The organism is Actinoplanes sp. NPDC023936, from assembly GCF_040639325.1.
Lineage (GTDB): Bacteria > Actinomycetota > Actinomycetes > Mycobacteriales > Micromonosporaceae > Actinoplanes.
On sequence record NZ_JBEZZR010000011.1, the window covers coordinates 134,353 to 154,369 of the forward strand.

Below are 20,017 nucleotides of genomic sequence, written 5' to 3' on the forward strand. Positions count from 1 at the left end.
CTGGCCGGGTGGGGGCGGCCACCGCGACGATCGGCAACCATGAAGGAGACACGTCCCTGGCTGGTGCTGGCGATCTGCTGCACCAGCATCTTCCTGGTCGGCATGGACACGACCGTGGTCAACATCGCGCTGCCGTCGATCGCCGGCGACCTGGGCCTCGACACGGGCCGGCTGCAGTGGGTCGTCGACGCGTACACGCTGGTCCTCGCCAGCTTGCTGATCACCTCGGGTGCGCTTGCCGACAAGCTCGGCCGACGCCGGGTCTTCCGGTTCGGGCTGGTGCTGTTCGCGATCGGCTCGGCCGCCTGCGCCCTCGCGCCGGGAGCCGGGACGCTGGTGGCGGCACGGGTGATCCAGGGCGTCGGCGGCTCGATGCTCAGCCCGGTCGCGCTCGCCATCGTGGTCAGCGCGATCACCGACGCGCGGCGGCGGGCGCAGGCGATCGGCGTGTGGGCGGCGGTGTTCGGCCTGAGCATGGCGGCCGGGCCGGTGCTCGGCGGCGTGCTGACCGGTGGGCCGGGCTGGCGGACGGTGTTCTGGGCCAACCTGCCGATCATCGCGGTGGTGCTCGTCCTGACCGCCTTCTTCGTCCCGGAGTCCCGGTCGCCCCGGGCGCGGTCACTGGACGTTCCCGGACAGCTGCTGCTGATCGCGATGGTCGGCGGGACGGTCGCGGCGCTCATCGAAGGACCGGTGTTCTGGTGGGTCGCCGGACTCGCCACGGTGCTGTTCATCAGTGTCGAATCGGCGCGGGCCGAGCCGCTGATGGACCTGTCGCTGTTCCGGCGGCCGGCGTTCGTGGCGGCGGTCGGCAGCGCGGTGCTGATGTTCGTGGCGCTGAGTGTGACGCTGTTGCTGGGCAGCCTCTATCTGCAGCTGGCGCGGGGGATGAGCCCGCTGGCGGCGGGGCTGACCACGCTGCCGATGGCGGTGGCGGCCACGGTTCTCGCGCCGTACTCGGGGTATCTGACCGGGCGGGTCGGGCCGCGGTTCCCGCTGCGGCTCGCCGGGATCTTCACGTTCGCCGGTGGCTTGATCCTGATCGGACTCAGCGATCGGACAGGTGTGCCGGTGCTGCTGCTCGCCCACCTGCTGCTCGGCGTGGGGGTCGGGTTCGCCAACGCGCCCATCACCAATACGGCGGTCAGCGGCCTGCCGCCGTCGCGGTCCGGGGTGGCCGGTGGGATCGCGTCCACATCCCGGCAGGTGGGGACGGCGCTCGGGGTGGCGTTGGGCGGGGCGTTCATCGGCACCGCGGCGCCGGCCGGTGTGGCTCTCGGCGACGCCGGGCCGGCCGCGCTCGCCGAGGCCACCCGCCCGGGCTGGGTTCTGGTCGCGGGATGTGGGCTGGTGGTGGCCCTGGCCGCCAGGGCGGCCCCGGCCATGGACCGGAAACCGCCGCGTGACCGGCACCGCCCTCCTGTGCCGCCCGGGGTCATGATTGCGGAAACCGCCGCGTGACCGGCGCCGCCCTACCTATGGTGGGGCGGTGCTGACCCGTGCTGTCCTCGTACCCACCCTGGCGGCCGCTCTGCTCGGCGGATCGGCGACCGCGGCCGTGGCCGTCCCGGCGCCGCCGCCGCTGCTGCAGGGCCGGCTGGTCACCGAACGCAACCCGGCCCGCTGCCTGACCGGCGGGCCGATCGGCACGGTCCTGTTCACGGCCGCGTGCAAGGCCGGCGATCAGGCGCAGGCCTTCTTCCAGACCAGCGAGGGCCGCTTCACCACGAACGGCAACTGCGTGGAGCCGGTCGGCTCGCGGCTGCGGGTGACGGCCTGCACGTTCACCGACGACCAGGACTGGTGGTTCACCGGCACGCTGCGGGCCGGCCGGAACGGGCGGTGTGTCACCGAGGTCGCGATCGACCGGGCCGGGGTGGGCACGGTCCGGCTGCGCGAGTGCAGCGAGAAGCCGAACCGGAAGTGGCGCAACCACACCCCGTGGTGACGGTCGTCAGACGCGGGCGCTGATCAGGAACTGCATCTGCACCTCGTGACCGGGCGATACCCCGTACCTCTGGTCCAGGTCGTAAATCGTGGTGAGCGGGGTGACAGTAACGTCCTTCAGGCCGCTGCCGGCGAGGATCAGGGCCGTCTCGTCGATCGACTTGGCGGTGGCGAGCGGCAGCAGCGACCGCACCTCGGCGTCGTAGAACGCGGTGACGCCCGGCTGCGTCTGCTCGTCGAGACCGTCCGGGAACCAGGTGCTGTCGACCATGGCGACCAGGCCGCCGGGGCGCAGCAGGCGGATCCAGTTCGCGACAGCGGTGCCCGGCTCGCGCAGCGTCCACGTCACGTAACGGCCGACGATCGCGTCGAAGCTGCGGTCCGGGAAGTCCGGCGCCACGGCGTCGCCGAGCCGGAAGTCGGGCGCGTTCGCCACCTCGGCGGCATGGCGGCGGGCCTGTTCCAGCATCCCCTCGGACAGATCGATACCGGTCACCCGGTGGCCGAGGCCGGCCACCGACATCGCGACGTGCCCGCTGCCGGTGCCGATGTCGAGCACGTCCAGCGGCGCCGGCGGCAGGGCCTGCTTCCAGATCTCCGCCCAGGCCGCGGTGTCGTCGGCGAGCCGTTCCGGCCGCTGCTGGTAGGCGTCGTAGGCGGGCGCCCGGTGGGTCCAGTAGGCGTTGATGCGGTCCTGCGCGGTCATGCCGGAATCTCCTCGCTCAATGTGTTCTCGCTCGATGTGTTCTCGCTCAATGGATGGAACAGCAGGTGCAGCGAGCCCTCGATCTCCAGCCGGCGGATGCCGATGCGGTAGACCGGTTCGAGGATCTCCGGCCGCAGCACGTCGGTGACCTCGCCGGCCGCGACCACCGCGCCCGAGTCGAGCAGCACCAGGTCGTCGCAGTACCGGGCGGCCAGGTTCAGGTCGTGCAGCACCACCACGGAACAGGTGCCGAGGCCCCGGACCAGGCGCAGGATCTCGTGCTGGTAGCGGATGTCCAGGTGGTTGGTGGGCTCGTCGAGGAGCAGGTGGGTGGCCTGCTGGGCGAGGGCCCGGGCGATCAGCACCCGCTGCCGCTCGCCGCCGGAGAGGCCGGCGAACGAGCGTGCGGCCAGATGGGTGGCGCCGACCCGGTCCAGGCACCGGGCGGCCACCTCGTGGTCGGCGGCGCCGGCGCGCTGGAACGCCGACAGGTGCGGGCCCCGGCCGAGCAGCACCATCTCGGCGACGGTCAGCGCGGTCTCGCCGCCGGACTCCTGCACCACGACCGCCATCCGGCGGGCGGCCTCGCGCGGGCTCAGCGCGCCGAGCTCGTCGCCGTCGACGGTGACCTCGCCGGTGGGGCTGCGCAGCGCGCCGTGGAGCAGGCGCAGCAGGGTGGTCTTGCCGCTGCCGTTCGGGCCGATCAGGCCGAGCACCCGGCCGGGTTGCGCGGTCACGGCGACGCCGTCGATGACCGGGTTGACGCCGTAGCGCCAGGAGACTCCGGCGGCCTCGATCATGAGAAGCGCTGCACGATCTTCTCGAGGCCGTCGATGGCGAGCGGCGACGCCGGCTCGGTGAAGTTGAACAGCTGCGGCAGGACGTTGCCGCTCGCGACGGCCTTGAGCTGCCCGGCGCCGGGCAGACCGGTGACGGCCCGCTCGACGGCCTTCGGGTCGCCGTCGCTGTGGAGCAGGATCAGCACGTCCGGGTTGCGGCCGAGCAGCTCCTCGAGGGTCACCTCGAAGACGCGTTCCCTGCTGTCGCCGAAGACGTTGGTGAAACCGGCCGCCTCCAGCTGCGGCTGCGCCATGCTGGCCGATCCGTAGGCATAGGTCACCCCGCCGCCGACGGTCGGATAGAGGACCGCCGCGGTGCGCTTCGCGGCCGGCTTGGGGATCTTGGCCATCCGCTCCTTGAGCGTGGTCACCGCCGCGAGGGCCTGCGGGCGCCGGTCGAAGACCTCGGCGTAGGCGTCCATCTGGCGGTAGATGTCGTCGAAGGTCGGCGCGGTCGTCGTGCCCGGGCAGAGCGCCGGTTCCTCCAGCAGCGGGATGTCCACCGCCGCGAGGGTGTCCCGGGACAGGTTGTCGACCTCGCCGAGCACCAGGTCGGGCTGCTGGCTGATCACCACCTCCTTGGAGATCTGCAGGTGACCGCTGGTGTCGGTCCGGTCGGTGAGCAGCGGGATCTTGTCGATCTCGGCCCGGGTGGCGGCGTCGTAGTACTCCGCCGGGTACTGGCCGGCGCGCGCGGTGACCCGGTCCATCACGCCGAGCGCGTGCAGGTAGGGGACGGCGGCGCTCTTGAGCAGCACGACCCGCTCCGGCGCCTTGTCGAAGGTGACCTCGGCGCCGCAGTTGGTGAGCGTCAGGGGGAAGTTGGCGTGGCCGGCTGCGCCGTTGGAGGTGTCCACCTCGGGCGCGCCGCATCCGGCGGTGACGAGCAGCGCGGCCACTGCGAACGTGCGGAATGCCTTCATCGGGGGGTCCTCTCAGGAGGCGGTGGCATAGAGACGCCGGATCAGGGCGAGCAGGAACGGGGTGCCGACCAGGGCGGTGATGATGCCGATCGGGATCTCCTGCGGGGCGAGCAGCACCCGCGCGATCACGTCGGCCCAGACCAGCAGGATCGCGCCGAGCAGGGCGGCCACCGGGATCACGCGCACGTGCGGGGCGCCGACGATCCGGCGGGCCAGATGGGGTACGACCAGGCCGACGAACCCGATGCTCCCGGAGGCGGAGACCAGCACGCCGACGCAGAGCGACACCACCACGAGCAGTCGCAGGCGCAGCCGGTCGGGGGAGATGCCCAGCGTGTGTGCGGTCTCGTCGCCGATCGCGAGCGCGTCCAGGCTGCGGCCGATCACGGTGAGGTAGGCGACGGTGCCGGCGATCACGACGGCCGCGACCGCGAGCAGGGCGTCCCAGCGGGCCAGGCCGAGCGAGCCGAGCAGCCAGAACATCACCGATCGGGCGCCTTCGGCACTCCCGGACGCGAAGATCAGGAAGCTGGTGGTGGCGTACAGGGCGTAGCCGACGGCGACGCCGGCCAGCAGCAAGCGGATCGAGGTGACCCGGCCGCCGCTGCGGGCGATCAGGAAGACGCCCAACGAGGCGGCCATCGCGCCGGCGAAAGCGCTGGTGGAGAGCGCGTACTGCCCGAAGCCCGCGCCCGCTCCGAAGAGGATGGCCGCCGCGGCGCCGCTGGACGCGCCGGAGTTGATGCCGAGCAGGTAGGGGTCGGCGAGCACGTTGCGGACCATCGCCTGCAGGGCCACGCCGCAGACCGCGAGGCCCGCGCCGACCAGGATGCCGAGGATCACGCGGGGCAGCCGGACCTGCCAGACGATGGCTTCCTGCGGTGGCGTCCAGGTGACGTCGCCGATGCCGAAGAGCTGGTGAGCGACGATCCGTGCCACGGTGGCCGGGCTGATGCCGATCGCCCCCGTGCCGACGGCGACCAGCCCGGTCACCACGAGGGCGGCGGTCAGGACCGTCAGCCAGATCGTGGTCCGGCGTCGCCGCACGCCGACACCGAGCACGTCGGTGGTCACGTTGTTATTGCTCCCCCGCTGTTGCCAAAGATGTGCAACAACCTAACAGCAAGATCTTCAGGGGGTCCAGCCCAGGGCCTCGTCCACTCTGCTCAGCACCGCGTCGTCGTCCTGCCCCACGCCGCGCAGCAGGTCGACAGCGGTCGTGCGGATCTGGCCGACGATCATCGCGACCGGCAGCGGCGGCGCTTCGTCCAGGAGTTTGCCGGCGATGCGGACCGCCTCCAGCGCGTCCGCGTCCGCCTGCCCGGCGTGCCGGTCCGGGTCGTCGCGCCCGGTCAGGTCGGTGGCGAGCGACTCACCCGCCGACCGCACCGCCGCGGCCAGCGCGTCGATCGCCCGATTCAGATCCGGCGGGGTCTCGCTGTGCAGCCGGGTCAGCGTCACCGCGTTACGCGCCAGTGTCCACACGTTGCCGACGACGTGATCCAGCTGGTGGGTGGTCTGCTCGACGTTGCGCACCTGACGCAGCCGGCGCCGCTTGCGCACCCGCAGCCGCAGCGTCTCGCCGGCGGCCAGGGCGGCCGCGTGCAGCCTCTCCACACAGACATTCAATTGATGGGTACGGTCGAGGACCGCGTCCGCCGCTTCCTCGTCGTGACGTGTCAGCGCCTCGTTCAGGTCGTCGAGCAGATCGGCGAGGTCCGCATAGGTGCGCCGCGCCTCGGCGACCAGCGGAGCGAGAGGCTTGCGGGCCACCAGCAGCTGGCTCGCCGCGATCGCCACCGCGCCGCCGATCAGCGCGTCGGCGAACCGGAACGGGATCAGGCGGCCCTGCGGGGCGGCGACCACCACCAGATAGATCGCGGAGATCGCTGACTGGGTCACCAGCGTGCTGCTCGCGCCGGCCGCGATCATCGGGCCGACCGTGAGCAGCAGGACCACGAAGAGACTGAGCACACCGGAGCCGAGCGCCAGCACCACCAGCTCGGCGACCAGCACCCCGGCGGCCACCCCGAAGACGATCTCGGTGGTCTGCCGGAGCTGGCGGCCCCGGGACTCGGCCAGCACGATGAGCGTGGCGGACGGCGCGAACAGCGGGTCCGGATGACCGATCACGTGCGCGGCGAGAAGCCAGGCGACGGTCCCGGCCGTCGCGGCGACGCCTGCGGTGACGCCCGCGTTGACGCCTTTGCTGACGCCCGCGGTGACCTTCGCGGTGACGCCTGCGCTGATCTTCGCGGTGACGCTGGCCGGGAGCGCATCTTTGATCTTGGACACGGGGCGTTGATCTACCCGAGGCGTCGATGGACGAACCGTGGGTATGAGACCGGGAATGTCGACCCTGCGTGCCGTGGTGCTGGTCTGCACCCTGAAGCCGTCCCCGCCGGCCGTCCCCGCCGGCCGTCCCCGCCGGCCATCCCCGGCAAGGTGGCGGCAGTGGCGGTTGTCGGCAACGAGGACGGGGCGCACCACGTCACCGCTGAGGTGTTGGCGGGTTAGCCCCGTCGATTGCGGGCGCACGGCGGCGCGCGGCGGGCACGGCGGCGCGCGGCGGGCACGGCGGCGCGCGGCGGCGCACGGCCGGCCCAGTGCGCTGCGTGTCACGGTGGGTCCCGGCGGTGGGGAGCGCTGTGGGGTCTGCGTGATTCTGTGGGGCACATAGCGTCCGCGGGTTTCCGTGAAGCGTCGCGTTTACCTCGGATGCCGGCACGCAGGGTGACAAGGGTTCGCCGCGCTGGCCGCCGCGTCCCCGGATCCGCTGTCCCGGGCGGGGCGGGCGGCCCTGGCCGCTGCGGGGGCCTGGTCCTCGGCTGCTCCCGCCGCGGCGATGACGCGCCCGGGAACTTCGCCGCGCCCGGGAGCACTGACCTTGCTGGCTGATCGAGGAGCTGTCGTCCGGTAGGGACGTGAGGTGCCGCCGCGCGGTTGTCGATCGTGGAGCGGTGCGGGCGGGCTGGCGCGCAGTGTTCTCGGAAGAGGCATCCGGCAGCACTGGTGACCAGCTCGTCGTGCCCGGCTGGCTGTCAGTGTTCTCGCCGGCCCGTCGGGACAGCACCGAGCGCCAGCCGGACCACGCGCTTCCACGATCCACCAGCCGAGCACAGCACTGACGACCAGCTGGACCGGCTGGACCAGCCGGACCAGCTGGACCAGCTGGACCAGCCGGTCGTCAGTGCGCTAGGCCGCGGCATTGGTCCCGAGGTGCGTCATCACCGCTGCAGCGCCCGCCGACAACCAGGGCCGGACCGCCCGATCAGCACGAACCGTTGTCACCCAGCGTGCCGGCATCCGCGGTCAACCCCGCGCTGCACGGAAACCCGCGGACGTCCCAGGCCCTGCAGATTGACGCAAACCTCCAGCGCTCCACGGTCAGCGGCGACCGACCGTGACGCGTGGCCGCGTCGGCGCACTACCGGGCGGCGGGTATTTAGCCAACAGGGTCAGCGCTGACCCTGCTGGTCGATTACGGAATTCGTTCACCGGCGGAAACGTGGGTGCGGCCGTCGCTGATCAGTCGCCGGGCCGTCCCCGCGGGCCGATGGATCTTCGTTGAGGTCCGATTTCTGCTACCTCGAGGACTCGGGGTGCCGCCTCGCGACAGCCGGGTAGGCCGAATATGTGCTGGTAGCGGAGTTTTCTGGATGAGCCAGCGGGGTCAGTGCTGCCGGAATGGGTGGCGCCGGCCGTAGGTCCGAGCGGTTACCGGGGCTTGATCACATGCCTGAGCTACGGCCGGGTGGTGCCAGCCGTAGGCCCGAGCGGTTACCGGGGCTTGATCACATGCCTGAGCTACGGCCGGGTGGTGCCGGCCGTAGTCCAGAGCGGTTACCCGGGCTTGATCACATGTGTGGGCTACGGCCGGGGCGGCGGGTTCCAAGATCGGCGAGGTGGGAGGTGCCAGGGGGGAGGGAGGTGCCAGGTGCGAGGTGCCAGCCGCAGGACGCCGGCGCGGGGTCGGCGGGGCACGCAGCGGCGCGGGGGCGCGGGGGCGCAGGCGGTGCGGGGTCGAGCGCGCGGGGCGCAGGCGGTGCGGGGCCGAGCGCGCGGGGCGCAGGCGGTGCGGGGTCGAGCGCGCGGGGCGCAGGCGGTGCGGGGCCGAGCACGCGGGCGCGCAGGACTCAGGGTCTTTCGCGTTTGCGCTAGCACACGGAGAGCCAGCCGGCTTGAGTGGCACCGGTCGCCGTAGCGCGCCGGGCGGCCCTGTGTTGCAGGAGGTCGCGTGGACTCTCGGGGGCGGCGTTGGTGCGGTTGGGGGCGGGGTCACGCGTACAAAATGTTCTCGGATGTCCGGGAGGCCAGGGCCATGATGGTGATCATGGGGTTGGTGCCGGAGGGGGTGGGGAAGGCTGAGGCGTCGCCGATCCAGACGCCGGGGGTGTCGTGGAGTTCGCCTCGGGGGGTGGCGACGCTGGTGGTGGGGTCGGCGCCCATCCGGCAGCTGCCCGTCTGGTGTGCGGCGAAGAGGGTGGCGCCGCCGGCGCGCAGCGGGACCGCTGTCGCGCGGGTGATGTAGGCCTCGAGGTCCTCGCCCTCCTGCCATGCGGAGAGGCCGTGCGCGAACAGCTGGATGCGGCGGGCGCCGGCGGCGTGGTGCAGGCGGATCTCCGCCTCGATGGCGCGCCGGGTGTTGCGGATGTCCAGGTCGTCGGCGAGGTCGTAGAACGCCACCGTGTTGCCGGACTCGTCGAGGGTGACCCTGCCGTGGCCGTGGTCGCGGATCAGGCCGATGCAGGAGCCGGTGTTGCGGAACGTGGACATCGCCTGTTTGTGCTCTTCGGGCGAGGTGAACGGGATCGAGCCGGCGGCGAGGCCGGTCGTGTACTGGACGCTCTCCATGAGGAAGCCGTAGCCGTCCTCGATCGTCGCGAACTCGGTGACCAGGCCGGCCTGCGGGGCGCCCCACCAGCCGCGCATGTCGGTTCCGTAGTCGCCCATCGTGACGGTGCACGGGTGCAGGCGCAGGTAGTCGCCGACGGCGGGGCCGCCGATGCCGGAGCGTAGGAGCACGCCGGGGGATTCCAGGGCGCCGGCGGCCAGCACGACGATCGGCGCGGTCACCGTGACGGTATATCTCCCGGCTTGTCCGACAACACCGGCGGCGCGGCCGTCGCGCGTGACGATCCGGTCCACCCGGCAGTTGTCGATCACCTGGGCGCCGTGCTCCAGCACCGCCCTCTCCAGGTAGACCTTGAGCGTCGACTGCTTCGCGCCGGACCGGTCACCGAAACCCAGATGCCCGGCGGCCGCCGCGTCATGCCGCTTCTCGTCCCAGTTGCGGTGAACCGTCGCGAACGACCAGCCCAGTTTGTCCGCGCCGCGCTGCATCGCCTCGTGGATCCTGTTGAACTCCGAGCACCGATCGTTGACGGACATCTCCCGCCACACGGTGTCGAGGTGCCGGTCGAACTCGGGAGTCGCCACGTCGGTCAGGCCGTATTCGCTGGCCCACTGCTCGCGGACGTGGTCCTTGGTGCGCAGGCAGTTCGTCCAGTTGATGACGGTTCCGCCGCCGACTCCGGCGCCTGCCATCAGCGTGATGTTGCCGTCACCGGTCGGAGTGGGACCGCCGCGCCAGTACGAGCGCTGGTACGCCGGCAGCTCAAGCTGATCGAAGTCGGACTCGGTGCTGTAGCGGCCGGCCTCCAGGACGATCACGCGCTTGCCGGCCGCGGCGAGCCGCCCGGCGATCAGGCCGCCGCCCGCGCCGGAGCCGATCACGACGGCGTCGGCGTTCAGGTCGAGGTCCCGGTCCGGCCGCAGCGGCGTGATCCTCCGGTCGTCGGCGGGCACGCCCGCGTCGACCGGTCCGGGGTAACCGATCGTGGTCCAGAACGGGTTGTGCCCGTTCTCGTCGGTGATCCCGTAGGTGACGAGCAGGATCGCGGTGGTCAGCGCGGCGATCCCGGCGGCGGCTTCCGGTGAGGCCTGCGTGACGCCGGCGAGGACCTGCTCGGGCGCCTGGTGGAAGCCGTTCGCGGCGAGCGCGTCGAACAGCGCGGCGATCCCAGCCTGCTGCTCGGGTGGCATGCCCGAGATCATCGCGAGGACGCCCTGGTCGGCGCCGACGTCGGTGGCGCGGCGGGCCCAGAAGCCGTCCGGGTCGTCGGGGCGGTCGAGGGACGGGACGATGGTGTCGCAGAGAAGCCGGAGCGTCTGAATCTGTTCAGGGTTCACGAAGCGGTCCTCCAACGTCGGTGGTCATCAATCTATGGGTTTCCCTCCATGATTCGGTCAGCCGTTCGTCCATACGTGATTTGCCGTTAACTTCCCGGTGTGCAGTCGAGTAGTTCTGCGTATTCTCCTGCATGGTGTTCTCTCTCCCGAGCGGCTGGAATGTAGATCGAACTTCGAGAGGGAGAGATATGAAGCCCACGATCGTCCTCGTCCACGGCGCCTTCGCCGAGTCCGCGAGCTGGAACGAGGTGATTTCGCACCTGCGGGCCGAGGGCTACCCGGTGATCGCCGCGCCGAACCCGCTGCGCAGCGTCTCCGGTGACGCGGCCGGCGTGTCCGCGCTGCTCTCCACGATCGACGGCCCGGTCGTGCTGGCCGGGCACTCGTACGGTGGTCAGGTCATCTCGAACGCCGCCGTCGGGCACGACAACGTCAAGGCGCTGGTCTTCGTCGCCGCGTTCGCGCCGGAGGCGGGGGAGAGCATCGGCTTCCTGTCCGGCAAGTTCCCGGGCAGCACGCTCGGTGAGACGCTGCGCGAGGTGCCGCTGGCGGACGGCAGCGTCGACCTGTTCATCCGGCCGGAGAAGTTCCACCAGCAGTTCATCGGCGACGTCTCGGCCGAGGTGGCCGCCCTGGCCGCCGCCACCCAGCGCCCGCTGAACACCACGGCGCTCAACGAGGGTTCCGGCGAGCCGGCGTGGAAGAACGTGCCGTCCTGGTTCATCTACCCGGAGCTGGACCTCAACATCCCGCTCGCGGCGCACCGCTTCATGGCGGAACGGGCCGGCGCGCGCACCACGGTGGAGCTGCCGGGCGCGTCCCACGCGATCTCGGTGTCCGAGCCGGCGGCGGTCGCCGAAACCATCCTCCGCGCCGCGCGCTCGGTGTGACCCCAACCCGATCTTGGCGATTTCGGTGACCACGGGGGTGCGCGAAATCGCCAAGATCGGGGACGCTTTTGTCCCGGGCGACGAAAGTGTGGACAGGTACATCGAAAGTCATTAACGTCTCTGTAACCAAGCGGAACCCTCCCTCGGTCCCGCTTCCCTCGCCAGGGTCGGTGAGTAGGCGCAGGTCCCGCACCTGGCATTCGCCAGAGAAGTGGACTTGCCATGCGCCTGTTCCCCCTCCTCGGAGCTCTGCTCCTCGCGCCGTCGCTGGTGCTGACCGCGCCCGCGGCCGCCCGCGCCCATCCGGTCGACCCGGCCGACTTCCAGCAGGTCACGCTCGCCAAAGGCGTCGCCGAAGTTGGTGAGCCGATGGCGATCGCGGTGCTGCCGGACCGGTCAGTGCTGCACACCGCCCGCAACGGGACGCTGCGGCGCACCGACGCCGGCGGCACCACCACCGTGATCGGCACGCTGCCGGTTTACACCCATGACGAGGAAGGCCTGCAGGGCGTCGGGGTCGACCCGGGCTTCGCGGCCAACCGGCAGATCTACCTCTACTACGCGCCACCGCTCGCCACGCCGGCCGGGGACGCGCCCCTCACCGGAACCGACTTCTCCGCCTGGAACGGCGTCAACCGGCTGTCCCGCTTCACCCTCAACGCCGATTACACGCTGAACACCGCGAGCGCGGTCACCGTGCTGGACGTGCCGGCCACCCGGGGCATCTGCTGTCACGTCGGCGGAGACATCGACTTCGACGCGGCCGGCAACCTCTATCTCTCCACCGGCGACGACAGCAACCCGTTCGACTCGGCCGGGTACTCGCCGCTGGACGAGCGCACCAACCGCAACCCCGCCTACGACGCGCAGCGGACCGCGAGCAACACGAACGACCTGCGCGGCAAGGTGCTGCGGATCAAGGTGAACGCGAACGGGACGTACTCCATCCCGAGCGGGAACCTCTTCCCATCGGGTACGGCCAACGCCCGTCCCGAGATCTACGCGATGGGCTTCCGCAACCCGTTCCGGATGAGCGTCGACCGGGCCACCGGCGTCGTCTACCTCGGTGACTACGGGCCGGACGCCGGCTCCACCGATCCGAACCGCGGTCCGAGCGGGCAGGTCGAGTTCAACCGGATCACCAGCCCCGGCAACTACGGGTGGCCGTACTGCACCGGGACGAACACCGCCACCGAGACGTACAACGAGTGGAACTTCGGCACCGGCACGACCGGCCCGAAGTACGCCTGCGCGGCCGGGGCGACGAACAACTCGTTCCGCAACACCGGGCAGACCACGCTGCCGCCGGCCCGGCCCGCCTGGATCCGGTACGCGGGGGACGCCGGCAGCCCGCCCGCGTTCGGCGCCGGCTCCGAGTCGCCGATGGGCGGCCCGGTCTACCGCTACGCCGCCGCCAACACGTCGGCCACGAAGTTCCCGCAGTCGCTCGACGGCCACTTCTTCGCCGGTGAGCTGGGCCGGGGCTGGATCAAGCCGATCCACGTCGGCGCCGACGGCTCGGTCGGGGAGATCTCGGACTTCCCGTGGGGCGGCAAGCAGGTGATGGACATGGCGTTCGGGCCGGACGGCTCGCTCTACGTCCTGGACTACGGCACCGGGTACTTCAACGGGGACGCGAACTCCGCGCTCTACCGGTACGACTACGTCGCCGGCGGCAACCGGGCGCCGACAGCTGTCGCCGCGGGCACCCCGACGTCCGGGCAGGCGCCGCTGACCGTGACGTTCTCGTCCGCGGGATCCTCCGATCCGGAGGGCGGGGCGCTGACGTACTCGTGGGCGTTCGGCGACGGGACCTCGTCGAGTGCGGCGAACCCCAGCAAGACGTACGGTGCGAACGGCACCTACAACGTGACACTCACCGTCACCGACCCGCAGGGCGCGACCGGCACCGCCAGTGTGCAGATCGGCGTCGGCAACACGGCGCCGACGGTCAGCATCGGCACACCCGGCAACGGGCAGCTCTTCTCCTACGGTGACACCGTCCCGTTCACGTTCACCCCGGCCGACCCCGAGGACGGCACTGTCGACTGCGCCCGGGCCAGGATGACCTACGTGCTCGGCCACGACAGCCACGGCCACCAGATCACCTCGGCGAACGGCTGCACCGGCGTCATCACGATCCCGGTCGACGGCGAGCACGACGCGGCCGCGAACATCTTCGCGGTGTTCGACGCCGAGTACACCGACGCGGCCGGGCTCACCACGCACAAGCAGCACATCCTGCAGCCCCGGCACCGGCAGGCCGAGCACTACGGGACGTCGTCCGGGATCAACACGTTCACCAAGACCCCGGCCGAGGGTGGCAAGACGGTCGGTGAGATCAACAACGGGGACTGGATCGCGTTCGAGCCGTACCAGCTCGGCAACGTCACCTCGTTCACCGCGCGGGTGTCGTCCGCCGGGGTCGGCGGGACTCTCCAGGTCCGGGCCGGCTCCTCGACCGGTACGGTCCTCGGCTCGGCCGCCGTGCCGGTGACCGGGGCCTGGGACACGTTCACGAACGTCACCGGCACGATCACCGGCGCGCCGCTCGGCACCACCACGCTGTACCTGACGTTCGCGGGTCCGGCCGGCGCGCTCTTCGACCTGGACTCGTTCACCTTCAGCACGCAGAGCAGCGGCCCGGTCAGGGGCCTGGCGAGCAAGTGCCTGGACGTGGCGGGGGCGGCCTCCGCCGACGGTACGAAGGTGCAGCTCTACACGTGCAACAGCACCGCCGCGCAGCACTGGGCCCGTACCGGTCAGACGTTCCGTGTCCTGGGCAAGTGCCTCGACGCGGCAGGTGGCGCCACCGCGAACGGCACCAGGGTCCAGCTCTACTCCTGCAACGGCTCCGCGGCGCAGAACTGGGCGCCGCAGGCCGACGGCACGATCCGCAACCCGCAGTCCGGACGCTGTCTCGACGTCAGCCAGAACAGCTCCGCGGACGGTCAGCAGATCCACATCTGGGACTGTCACACCGGGGCCAACCAGAAATGGGTGCTGTCATGAGAAGAGCTCTACTCGTTCTTGCCATGGTCGCCGCCGCGCTGGGCGTTCCCACCCCGGCGCAGGCCGACACTCCCTATGACGTGCTGGTCTTCTCGCGCACGGCGGGATTCCGGCACGACTCGATCGCGGCCGGGGTGCAAGCCGTCCGGGAGCTGGGCGCCGCGAACGGCTTCACCGTGACCGCCACCGAGGACCCGGCCGTGTTCACCTCGGCCGGCCTGGCCGGTTACGAAGCCGCGATCTTCCTGAACACCACCGGGGACGTGCTCAACACGGCCCAGCAGACCGCCTTCGAGGACTGGATCCGCTCCGGACGCGGCTTCGTCGGGGTGCACGCCGCCGCCGACACCGAGTACGACTGGCCGTTCTACGGCGAGCTGGTCGGCGCCTGGTTCGCCTCCCACCCGGCGATCCAGCCCGCGACCGTGAAGGTCGAGGACCGGGCGCACCCGTCGACCGCGCACCTGCCGCAGGCCTGGAACCGCACCGACGAGTGGTACGACTACCGGACCAACGCCCGGACCAGCGCGCACATCCTGGCCACGCTGGACGAGTCGTCGTACTCCGGCGGTACGATGGGCGCCGACCACCCGCACGCGTGGTGCAAGCCCTACCAGGGCGGCCGTTCCTTCTACACCGGTGGCGGGCACACCGCGTCGTCGTACAGTGAAGGCCCGTTCCGCTCTCATCTTCTCGGTGGCATCCGCTATGCCGCGGGTCAGGCGAAGGCGGACTGCCGGCCGGAGACCGGGTACACGCCGCTCTACAACGGCTCGACCACCGGCTGGTCGCAGGCCGGGCCGGGGTCCTTCACCAACACCGACGCGACGCTGACCTCGACCGGGGGCATGGGCCTTTTCTGGTACGCGGCCAAGCAGTTCACCAGCTACTCGCTGAAGCTCGACTGGCGGCTCGCCGGGGACGACAACACCGGCGTCTTCCTCGGTTTCCCGCCCTCCGATGACCCGTGGTCGGCGGTGAACAACGGTTACGAGGTGCAGATCGACGCGACCGACGCCGCGGATCGCACCACCGGCGCGGTCTACGGGTTCAGATCGGCCGATCTGGCGGCCCGGGATGCCGCGCTGAACCCGCCCGGCGCGTGGAACACCTACGAGCTGCTGGTCGAGGGTGAGCGGCTGCGGGTGTACCTGAACGGCGTCCTGATCAACGATTTCGTGAATGCGGACCCGGCCCGGTCGCTGGCCGGCCACATCGGCATCCAGAACCACGGTGACGGCGACGAGGCGTCGTTCCGCAACATCCGGATCAAAGAGCTTTCCGCTGCGGGCCCGATCAAGGGCCTGGCGGGCAAGTGCCTGGATGTGGCCGGCGCGGCGACTGCCGACGGTACGAAGGTGCAGCTCTACACGTGCAATGGGACCGCCGCGCAGAGCTGGAGCCGGTCCGGGGTTTCCCTGCGCGCGCTGGGCAAGTGCCTCGACGTCGCCGGTGGCGGCACCGCCAACGGCACGAAAGCGCAGCTCTGGACGTGCAACGGGTCGGGCGCGCAGAGCTGGGCGCCGCAGGCCGACGGCAGCATCCGCAACCCGCAGTCGGGGCGCTGCCTGGACGTCAGCCAGAACAGCTCCGCCGACGGCCAGCAGATCCACATCTGGGACTGCCACGGCGGCGCCAACCAGAAGTGGGTGCTGCCGGCCTAGAGGATCGCTGCCTGCGCACGCGTGCCGCACGCTGCTGCTTTCCAAACATATTCGGCGTCGGGCGGGGTAATCGCGCGGGACGAATCGGGGAAGGGGAACGCGATGACGAACGTCCAGCAACCGGAGATGCGGCGCAGCGGGGAGTCGCCGACCACCAAGCAGCGCACCGAGGACGCCAGCCCGACCGAGGCGCCGCACGGCAGTCACGACAAGACCGGGAACCGGCCGACGCCGGAGGACCAGGTGTCACCGTACGGGCCGTCCGAGAAGTGAGCGGTCAGGCGGCGGGTGGCGTGACGCTGCCCGCCGCCTGCCGCCCGGGTCACGGGGCCATGGCTCTGATGCGGCTTGCGATCATGCGGCGGCCGCTTGTCGCCGGGCCCAGGTCCGCCTCGTCCAGGGCTGCCCGGAGAGCGGCGCGGTCGGCGTCGGTGAAGTGGCGCAGGTTCTTCTCGGCCAGGTCGAGCGCGTGGTACTGCTCGTTCGCGGTGACCGGCATGGTGATCGCCGAGGTCAGCGTTGCCGCGTCGACAAGCCTCGGGTCGCCCTTCATCAGGCCGAGGAGCAGTACCCGTACCCCGGCGGTGGCTTTGGGGAAAAGCTGTTTGATCTCATCGGGGTCGAAGTTACGCTGGCGGGCGAACGCCGATGCCCGGTTGACGAGCTGATCCTGGACCTGCGTGCGGGCCTCCTTGAAGGCGTCGCCGGCGAGCTGGGTGTGCACGACGCCGTAAGCCTCGGCGATCTCCGCGAGCTCGGTGTGGTTCAGCAGGCGGGCCGTTTCCGGGGCGCCTTGGGCCGCGATCTCCCGGACGAGGCGTAGCTCGAACCCGTCGGCGTTGACTGCGATCGTCTGAAGGTATGGCAGCACGAACGGGCTGATCAGCAGAATCGCGCCGATGACCACGAGGGCGATGAGTGCGGCGCCCGAGTCGGCGGAGAAGTAGATCTTCCAGCCGGCCGCGACGAGGGTGACGAGTCCGATGACCGCGATCGCCCACAACAACCATCGTTTTTCGCCGGAATTCGCCTCTGTGGTCATCACGGCAATCTATCGGTTCGTTCGTCGCCTGGTATTGAGTCGGGGCGAGCTCGCTTCGGCGGGGATCTTGTGGGGATCTCGGCGGCGGGGTGTGGATGGTGTGGCTCTTGCTGGTTGTGAATCTTGGAGCGGTGGGGCCGGCTGGTTGTCAGTGCTGACCCTGCTGGTTGATTGAGGAAGTCGTTCACCGGCGGAAACGTGGGTGCGGCCGCCGCTGATCAGTCGCCGGGCCGTCCCTCGTTGGCCGACGGATCTTCGTTGAGGTCCGATTCTGCTACCTCGAGGACTCGGGGTAGCACCTCGCGACAGCCGTGTAGGCCGAATATGTGCGGGTAGCGGATTTTCTGGATGAGCCAGCGGGTCAGTGCTGCCGGAATGGGCGCGCTGGAGCACTGTGTCGACGGTCAAGACGACGTGCTTCCGCTGGTAGCTGGCACGAGCTACGGCCGGGTGGCGCCGGCCGTGGGCGAGAGCGGTTACCCGGGCTTGATCACATGCTTGAGCTACGGCCGGGTGGCGCCGGCCGTAGGCCCGAGCGGTTACCTGAGCTTGATCACATGCTTGAGCTACGGCCGGGTGGCGCCGGCCGTAGGCCAGAACGCCTACCCGGGCTTGATCACATGCCTGAGCTACGGCCGGGTGGCGCCGGCCGTAGGCCAGAGCGGCTACCCGGGCTTGATCACATGTGTGGGCTACGGCCGGGACGGCGGGTTCCAAGATCGGCGAGGCGGGAGGTGCCAGGTGCCAGGTGCGAGGTGCCAGGTGCGAGGTGCCAGCCGCAGGACGCCGGCGCGGGGTGGCGGGGCACGTGGGGGCGCGGGGCCGAGGTCGAATATCTGCTGGTAACGGGGCTTTCTTGATTAGCCGGCGGGGTCAGCACTGAGCGCCAGCCGGGCGACGCCTTTCCACGATTCACGCCGGCCGTCGACAGCATTCACGACCAGCTGGTCCGGCTGGTGGTGAGTGCAGTAGCGCAGAGCGAGCGCCGGCTGGTCCTGCTGGACCAGCCGGCTGTGAGTGCTGCCGGCGCTGACTCGGGGGTGCGCCGGCCGGGTCGGTGGGAGACCGGCCGGCCGGCGCGAGAATCAGGTCGGCGTGAGGATCAGGTCGGCGTGAGGATCAGGTCGGCGTGAGGATCAGGTCGGCGCGAGGATCAGGTCGGCGCGAGGATCAGGAGGCGTATGTCTGGAACTCGGCGATCGACGGCGTACCGGAAGAGGTCTTGATCTTGAAGGTCAGCTTGGTGAGGGACGTCGCCGGGATGGTGATGACGCCCGAGCCGGTGCCGGACTTCAGGATCGCGCCGGTGGCGCCGTTGAGGAGCTCGTAGGAGCCGATGTTGCTGCCCACGATGTTGACCTTGGAGAGCTTGGTGGCGGCGCTCCACTTGATCGAGATGTCGCCGGTGGCGCCGTTCGGGGACCAGACGGTGGTGGTCTTGCCGTCGCGGACGTTGCCGTAGCTGGTGCCGGCGGCCTTGCTGGAGCCGTCCGTGCCGGCGCCGATGCTCAGGTTGGTGCCGGTGGGCTGAGCCGTGCCGGTGGGCTGAGCCGTCGCGGTGGGCTTAGCAGTGGCGCTGGCCGAAGCCGTGGCGCTGGCGGTGGGCGCCTTGGTCGCGCTGGACGTGGGCGCCGCGGTGGTCGGGGCTGCGGTGGCCGGAGCCGTGGTCGGCGCCGCGGTGACCGCGCACTTGCCGTCGGAGACCTTCAGGCCGGCGCCGGCGCCGGCGGTCTGCGCCACCACGGTCGGCACGCAGGCGGCGGTGTCCAGGGCGAACGTGTACGGGACGGTGACGCTCGTGGTCGACACCAGGTTCGGCCCGGCCGGGTTGTTCTCGGCGCTCTTCGCCGACCAGGTCACGTTGTCCAGCACGTTGCCGGAGACCTGCCAGGTGCCGGCCGCGGCGGTGTAGAACGTGCCGAGCACGTCCTTGGAGTCCTCGAAGTAGTTGTTGTCCACCTTGGCCTTCGCGCCGGCGCGGGAGTTGATGCCCGACTCGTTCAGCTTGAAGTAGTGGTTGTTGAACATGTGGGCGACACCGCCACGCAGCAGCGGGGTACGCGAGTCGATGTTCTCGTACTTGTTGTGGTGGTACGTGATGAAGCTGTTCGCCGTGTCGGTCTCGCTGGAGCCGACCAGGCCGCCGCGGCCGGAGTTGCGCAGGATGCTGTAGGACAGCGTCACGTACTGCACGTCGTCCTTCATGTCGAACAGGCCGTCGAAGCCTTCCGACTCACCGCCGGACGCCTCCAGGGTGACGTGGTCGACCCAGACGTTGCGGACGGTGCTCTCCATGCCGATCGCGTCGCCGCCGTTGGAGAGCGGCGAACCCGACTTCTTGACGTTCTTGACCGTTACGTTCTGCACGACGATGTTGCGGGCGTCGCGGATGTGGATGCCGAGCTGGTCGAAGGTCGCGCCGCTGCCGACACCGACGATCGTGACGTTGCTGACGCCCTTGAGCTCGATCCGGTCGGCGGCGGTGTTGCAGCTACTGCCTGCGACCTTGGTGGTGTTGCCGTGGTTGATAGTGCCCTGCACCTCGATGACGATCGGGGTGTCGGTGGCCGCCCGGTTGCACAGCGCCGCGTGGATCTGGGTGCCGGTGGTGGCGCGTACCGTCGTGCCGCCCGCGCCGCCGGTGGTGCCGCCGTTGGCGCTGGCGAAGCCGGACGCGACGTTGGTGGCGGCGGAGGCGTTCTCCTGGGGGAGGCCGAGGGCGATGCCGCCACCGATCGCCGCCACGCCGGCCACTGCGGAGAGTCGCAGCGCGGTAGATCGTTTCATCGGGGTTTCACCTGT

Annotated in this window: 14 protein-coding genes; 6 read left to right on the plus strand and 8 right to left on the minus strand. The window is 70.6% G+C overall.

Annotation, left to right across the window (positions count from 1 at the left end):
• Nucleotides 1-39 precede the first annotated feature (39 nt).
• Nucleotides 40-1,461, plus strand: coding sequence for an MFS transporter (locus AB0F72_RS17310; protein WP_360431613.1), 1,422 nt, complete (start codon nt 40-42; stop codon nt 1,459-1,461).
• 28 nt (nt 1,462-1,489) lie between these two features.
• Nucleotides 1,490-1,948, plus strand: coding sequence for an RICIN domain-containing protein (locus tag AB0F72_RS17315; RefSeq protein WP_360431616.1), 459 nt, complete (start codon nt 1,490-1,492; stop codon nt 1,946-1,948).
• Between the two features lie 6 nt (nt 1,949-1,954).
• On the opposite strand, the gene AB0F72_RS17320 is transcribed toward AB0F72_RS17315, so the two are convergent.
• The 6 genes from AB0F72_RS17320 to AB0F72_RS17345 form a co-directional block, all read right to left on the minus strand.
• Entirely contained in the window at nt 1,955-2,653 is a 699-nt protein-coding gene (locus AB0F72_RS17320; RefSeq protein ID WP_360431619.1) for a class I SAM-dependent methyltransferase, read from the minus strand.
• Entirely contained in the window at nt 2,650-3,453 is an 804-nt protein-coding gene (locus AB0F72_RS17325) for an ABC transporter ATP-binding protein (protein ID WP_360431621.1), read from the minus strand. Before AB0F72_RS17325 ends, AB0F72_RS17320 begins: the two co-directional genes overlap by 4 nt.
• A complete protein-coding gene (locus tag AB0F72_RS17330; RefSeq protein WP_360431623.1) occupies nt 3,450-4,415 on the minus strand; it encodes an ABC transporter substrate-binding protein in 966 nt (321 codons plus the stop codon). The genes AB0F72_RS17325 and AB0F72_RS17330 overlap by 4 nt, the downstream gene beginning before the upstream one ends.
• A 12-nt stretch (nt 4,416-4,427) precedes the next feature.
• Nucleotides 4,428-5,489, minus strand: a complete 1,062-nt coding sequence (locus tag AB0F72_RS17335) for an iron ABC transporter permease (protein ID WP_360431626.1) — start codon at nt 5,487-5,489, stop codon at nt 4,428-4,430.
• 57 nt (nt 5,490-5,546) lie between these two features.
• On the minus strand, nt 5,547-6,710 hold the full coding sequence (locus AB0F72_RS17340) for an FUSC family protein (RefSeq protein ID WP_360431629.1): 1,164 nt from the start codon (nt 6,708-6,710) through the stop codon (nt 5,547-5,549).
• 1,983 nt (nt 6,711-8,693) lie between these two features.
• Nucleotides 8,694-10,607, minus strand: coding sequence for a GMC family oxidoreductase N-terminal domain-containing protein (locus tag AB0F72_RS17345; protein WP_360431632.1), 1,914 nt, complete (start codon nt 10,605-10,607; stop codon nt 8,694-8,696).
• Nucleotides 10,608-10,795: 188 nt separating this feature from the next.
• Between AB0F72_RS17345 and AB0F72_RS17350 the strand changes: the two genes are divergently transcribed.
• The 4 genes from AB0F72_RS17350 to AB0F72_RS17365 all read left to right on the plus strand — a co-directional run bounded on the left by AB0F72_RS17350 (nt 10,796) and on the right by AB0F72_RS17365 (nt 16,446).
• Nucleotides 10,796-11,497, plus strand: coding sequence for an alpha/beta hydrolase (locus tag AB0F72_RS17350; protein WP_360431634.1), 702 nt, complete (start codon nt 10,796-10,798; stop codon nt 11,495-11,497).
• A gap of 222 nt (nt 11,498-11,719) precedes the next feature.
• The gene (locus AB0F72_RS17355) at nt 11,720-14,509 is read left to right on the plus strand and encodes a PQQ-dependent sugar dehydrogenase (protein ID WP_360431637.1); all 2,790 of its coding nucleotides are present in this window, start codon (nt 11,720-11,722) and stop codon (nt 14,507-14,509) included.
• The gene (locus tag AB0F72_RS17360; RefSeq protein ID WP_360431640.1) at nt 14,506-16,173 is read left to right on the plus strand and encodes a ThuA domain-containing protein; all 1,668 of its coding nucleotides are present in this window, start codon (nt 14,506-14,508) and stop codon (nt 16,171-16,173) included. The genes AB0F72_RS17355 and AB0F72_RS17360 overlap by 4 nt, the downstream gene beginning before the upstream one ends.
• Before the next feature lie 102 nt (nt 16,174-16,275).
• Nucleotides 16,276-16,446, plus strand: coding sequence for a hypothetical protein (locus AB0F72_RS17365; RefSeq protein ID WP_360431643.1), 171 nt, complete (start codon nt 16,276-16,278; stop codon nt 16,444-16,446).
• Between the two features lie 49 nt (nt 16,447-16,495).
• On the opposite strand, the gene AB0F72_RS17370 is transcribed toward AB0F72_RS17365, so the two are convergent.
• Complete coding sequence (locus tag AB0F72_RS17370; protein ID WP_360431646.1) at nt 16,496-17,215, minus strand: hypothetical protein; 720 nt, start codon at nt 17,213-17,215, stop codon at nt 16,496-16,498.
• Nucleotides 17,216-18,385: 1,170 nt separating this feature from the next.
• Nucleotides 18,386-20,002, minus strand: a complete 1,617-nt coding sequence (locus AB0F72_RS17375) for a pectate lyase (protein ID WP_360431649.1) — start codon at nt 20,000-20,002, stop codon at nt 18,386-18,388.
• Between the last annotated feature and the right edge of the window lie 15 nt (nt 20,003-20,017).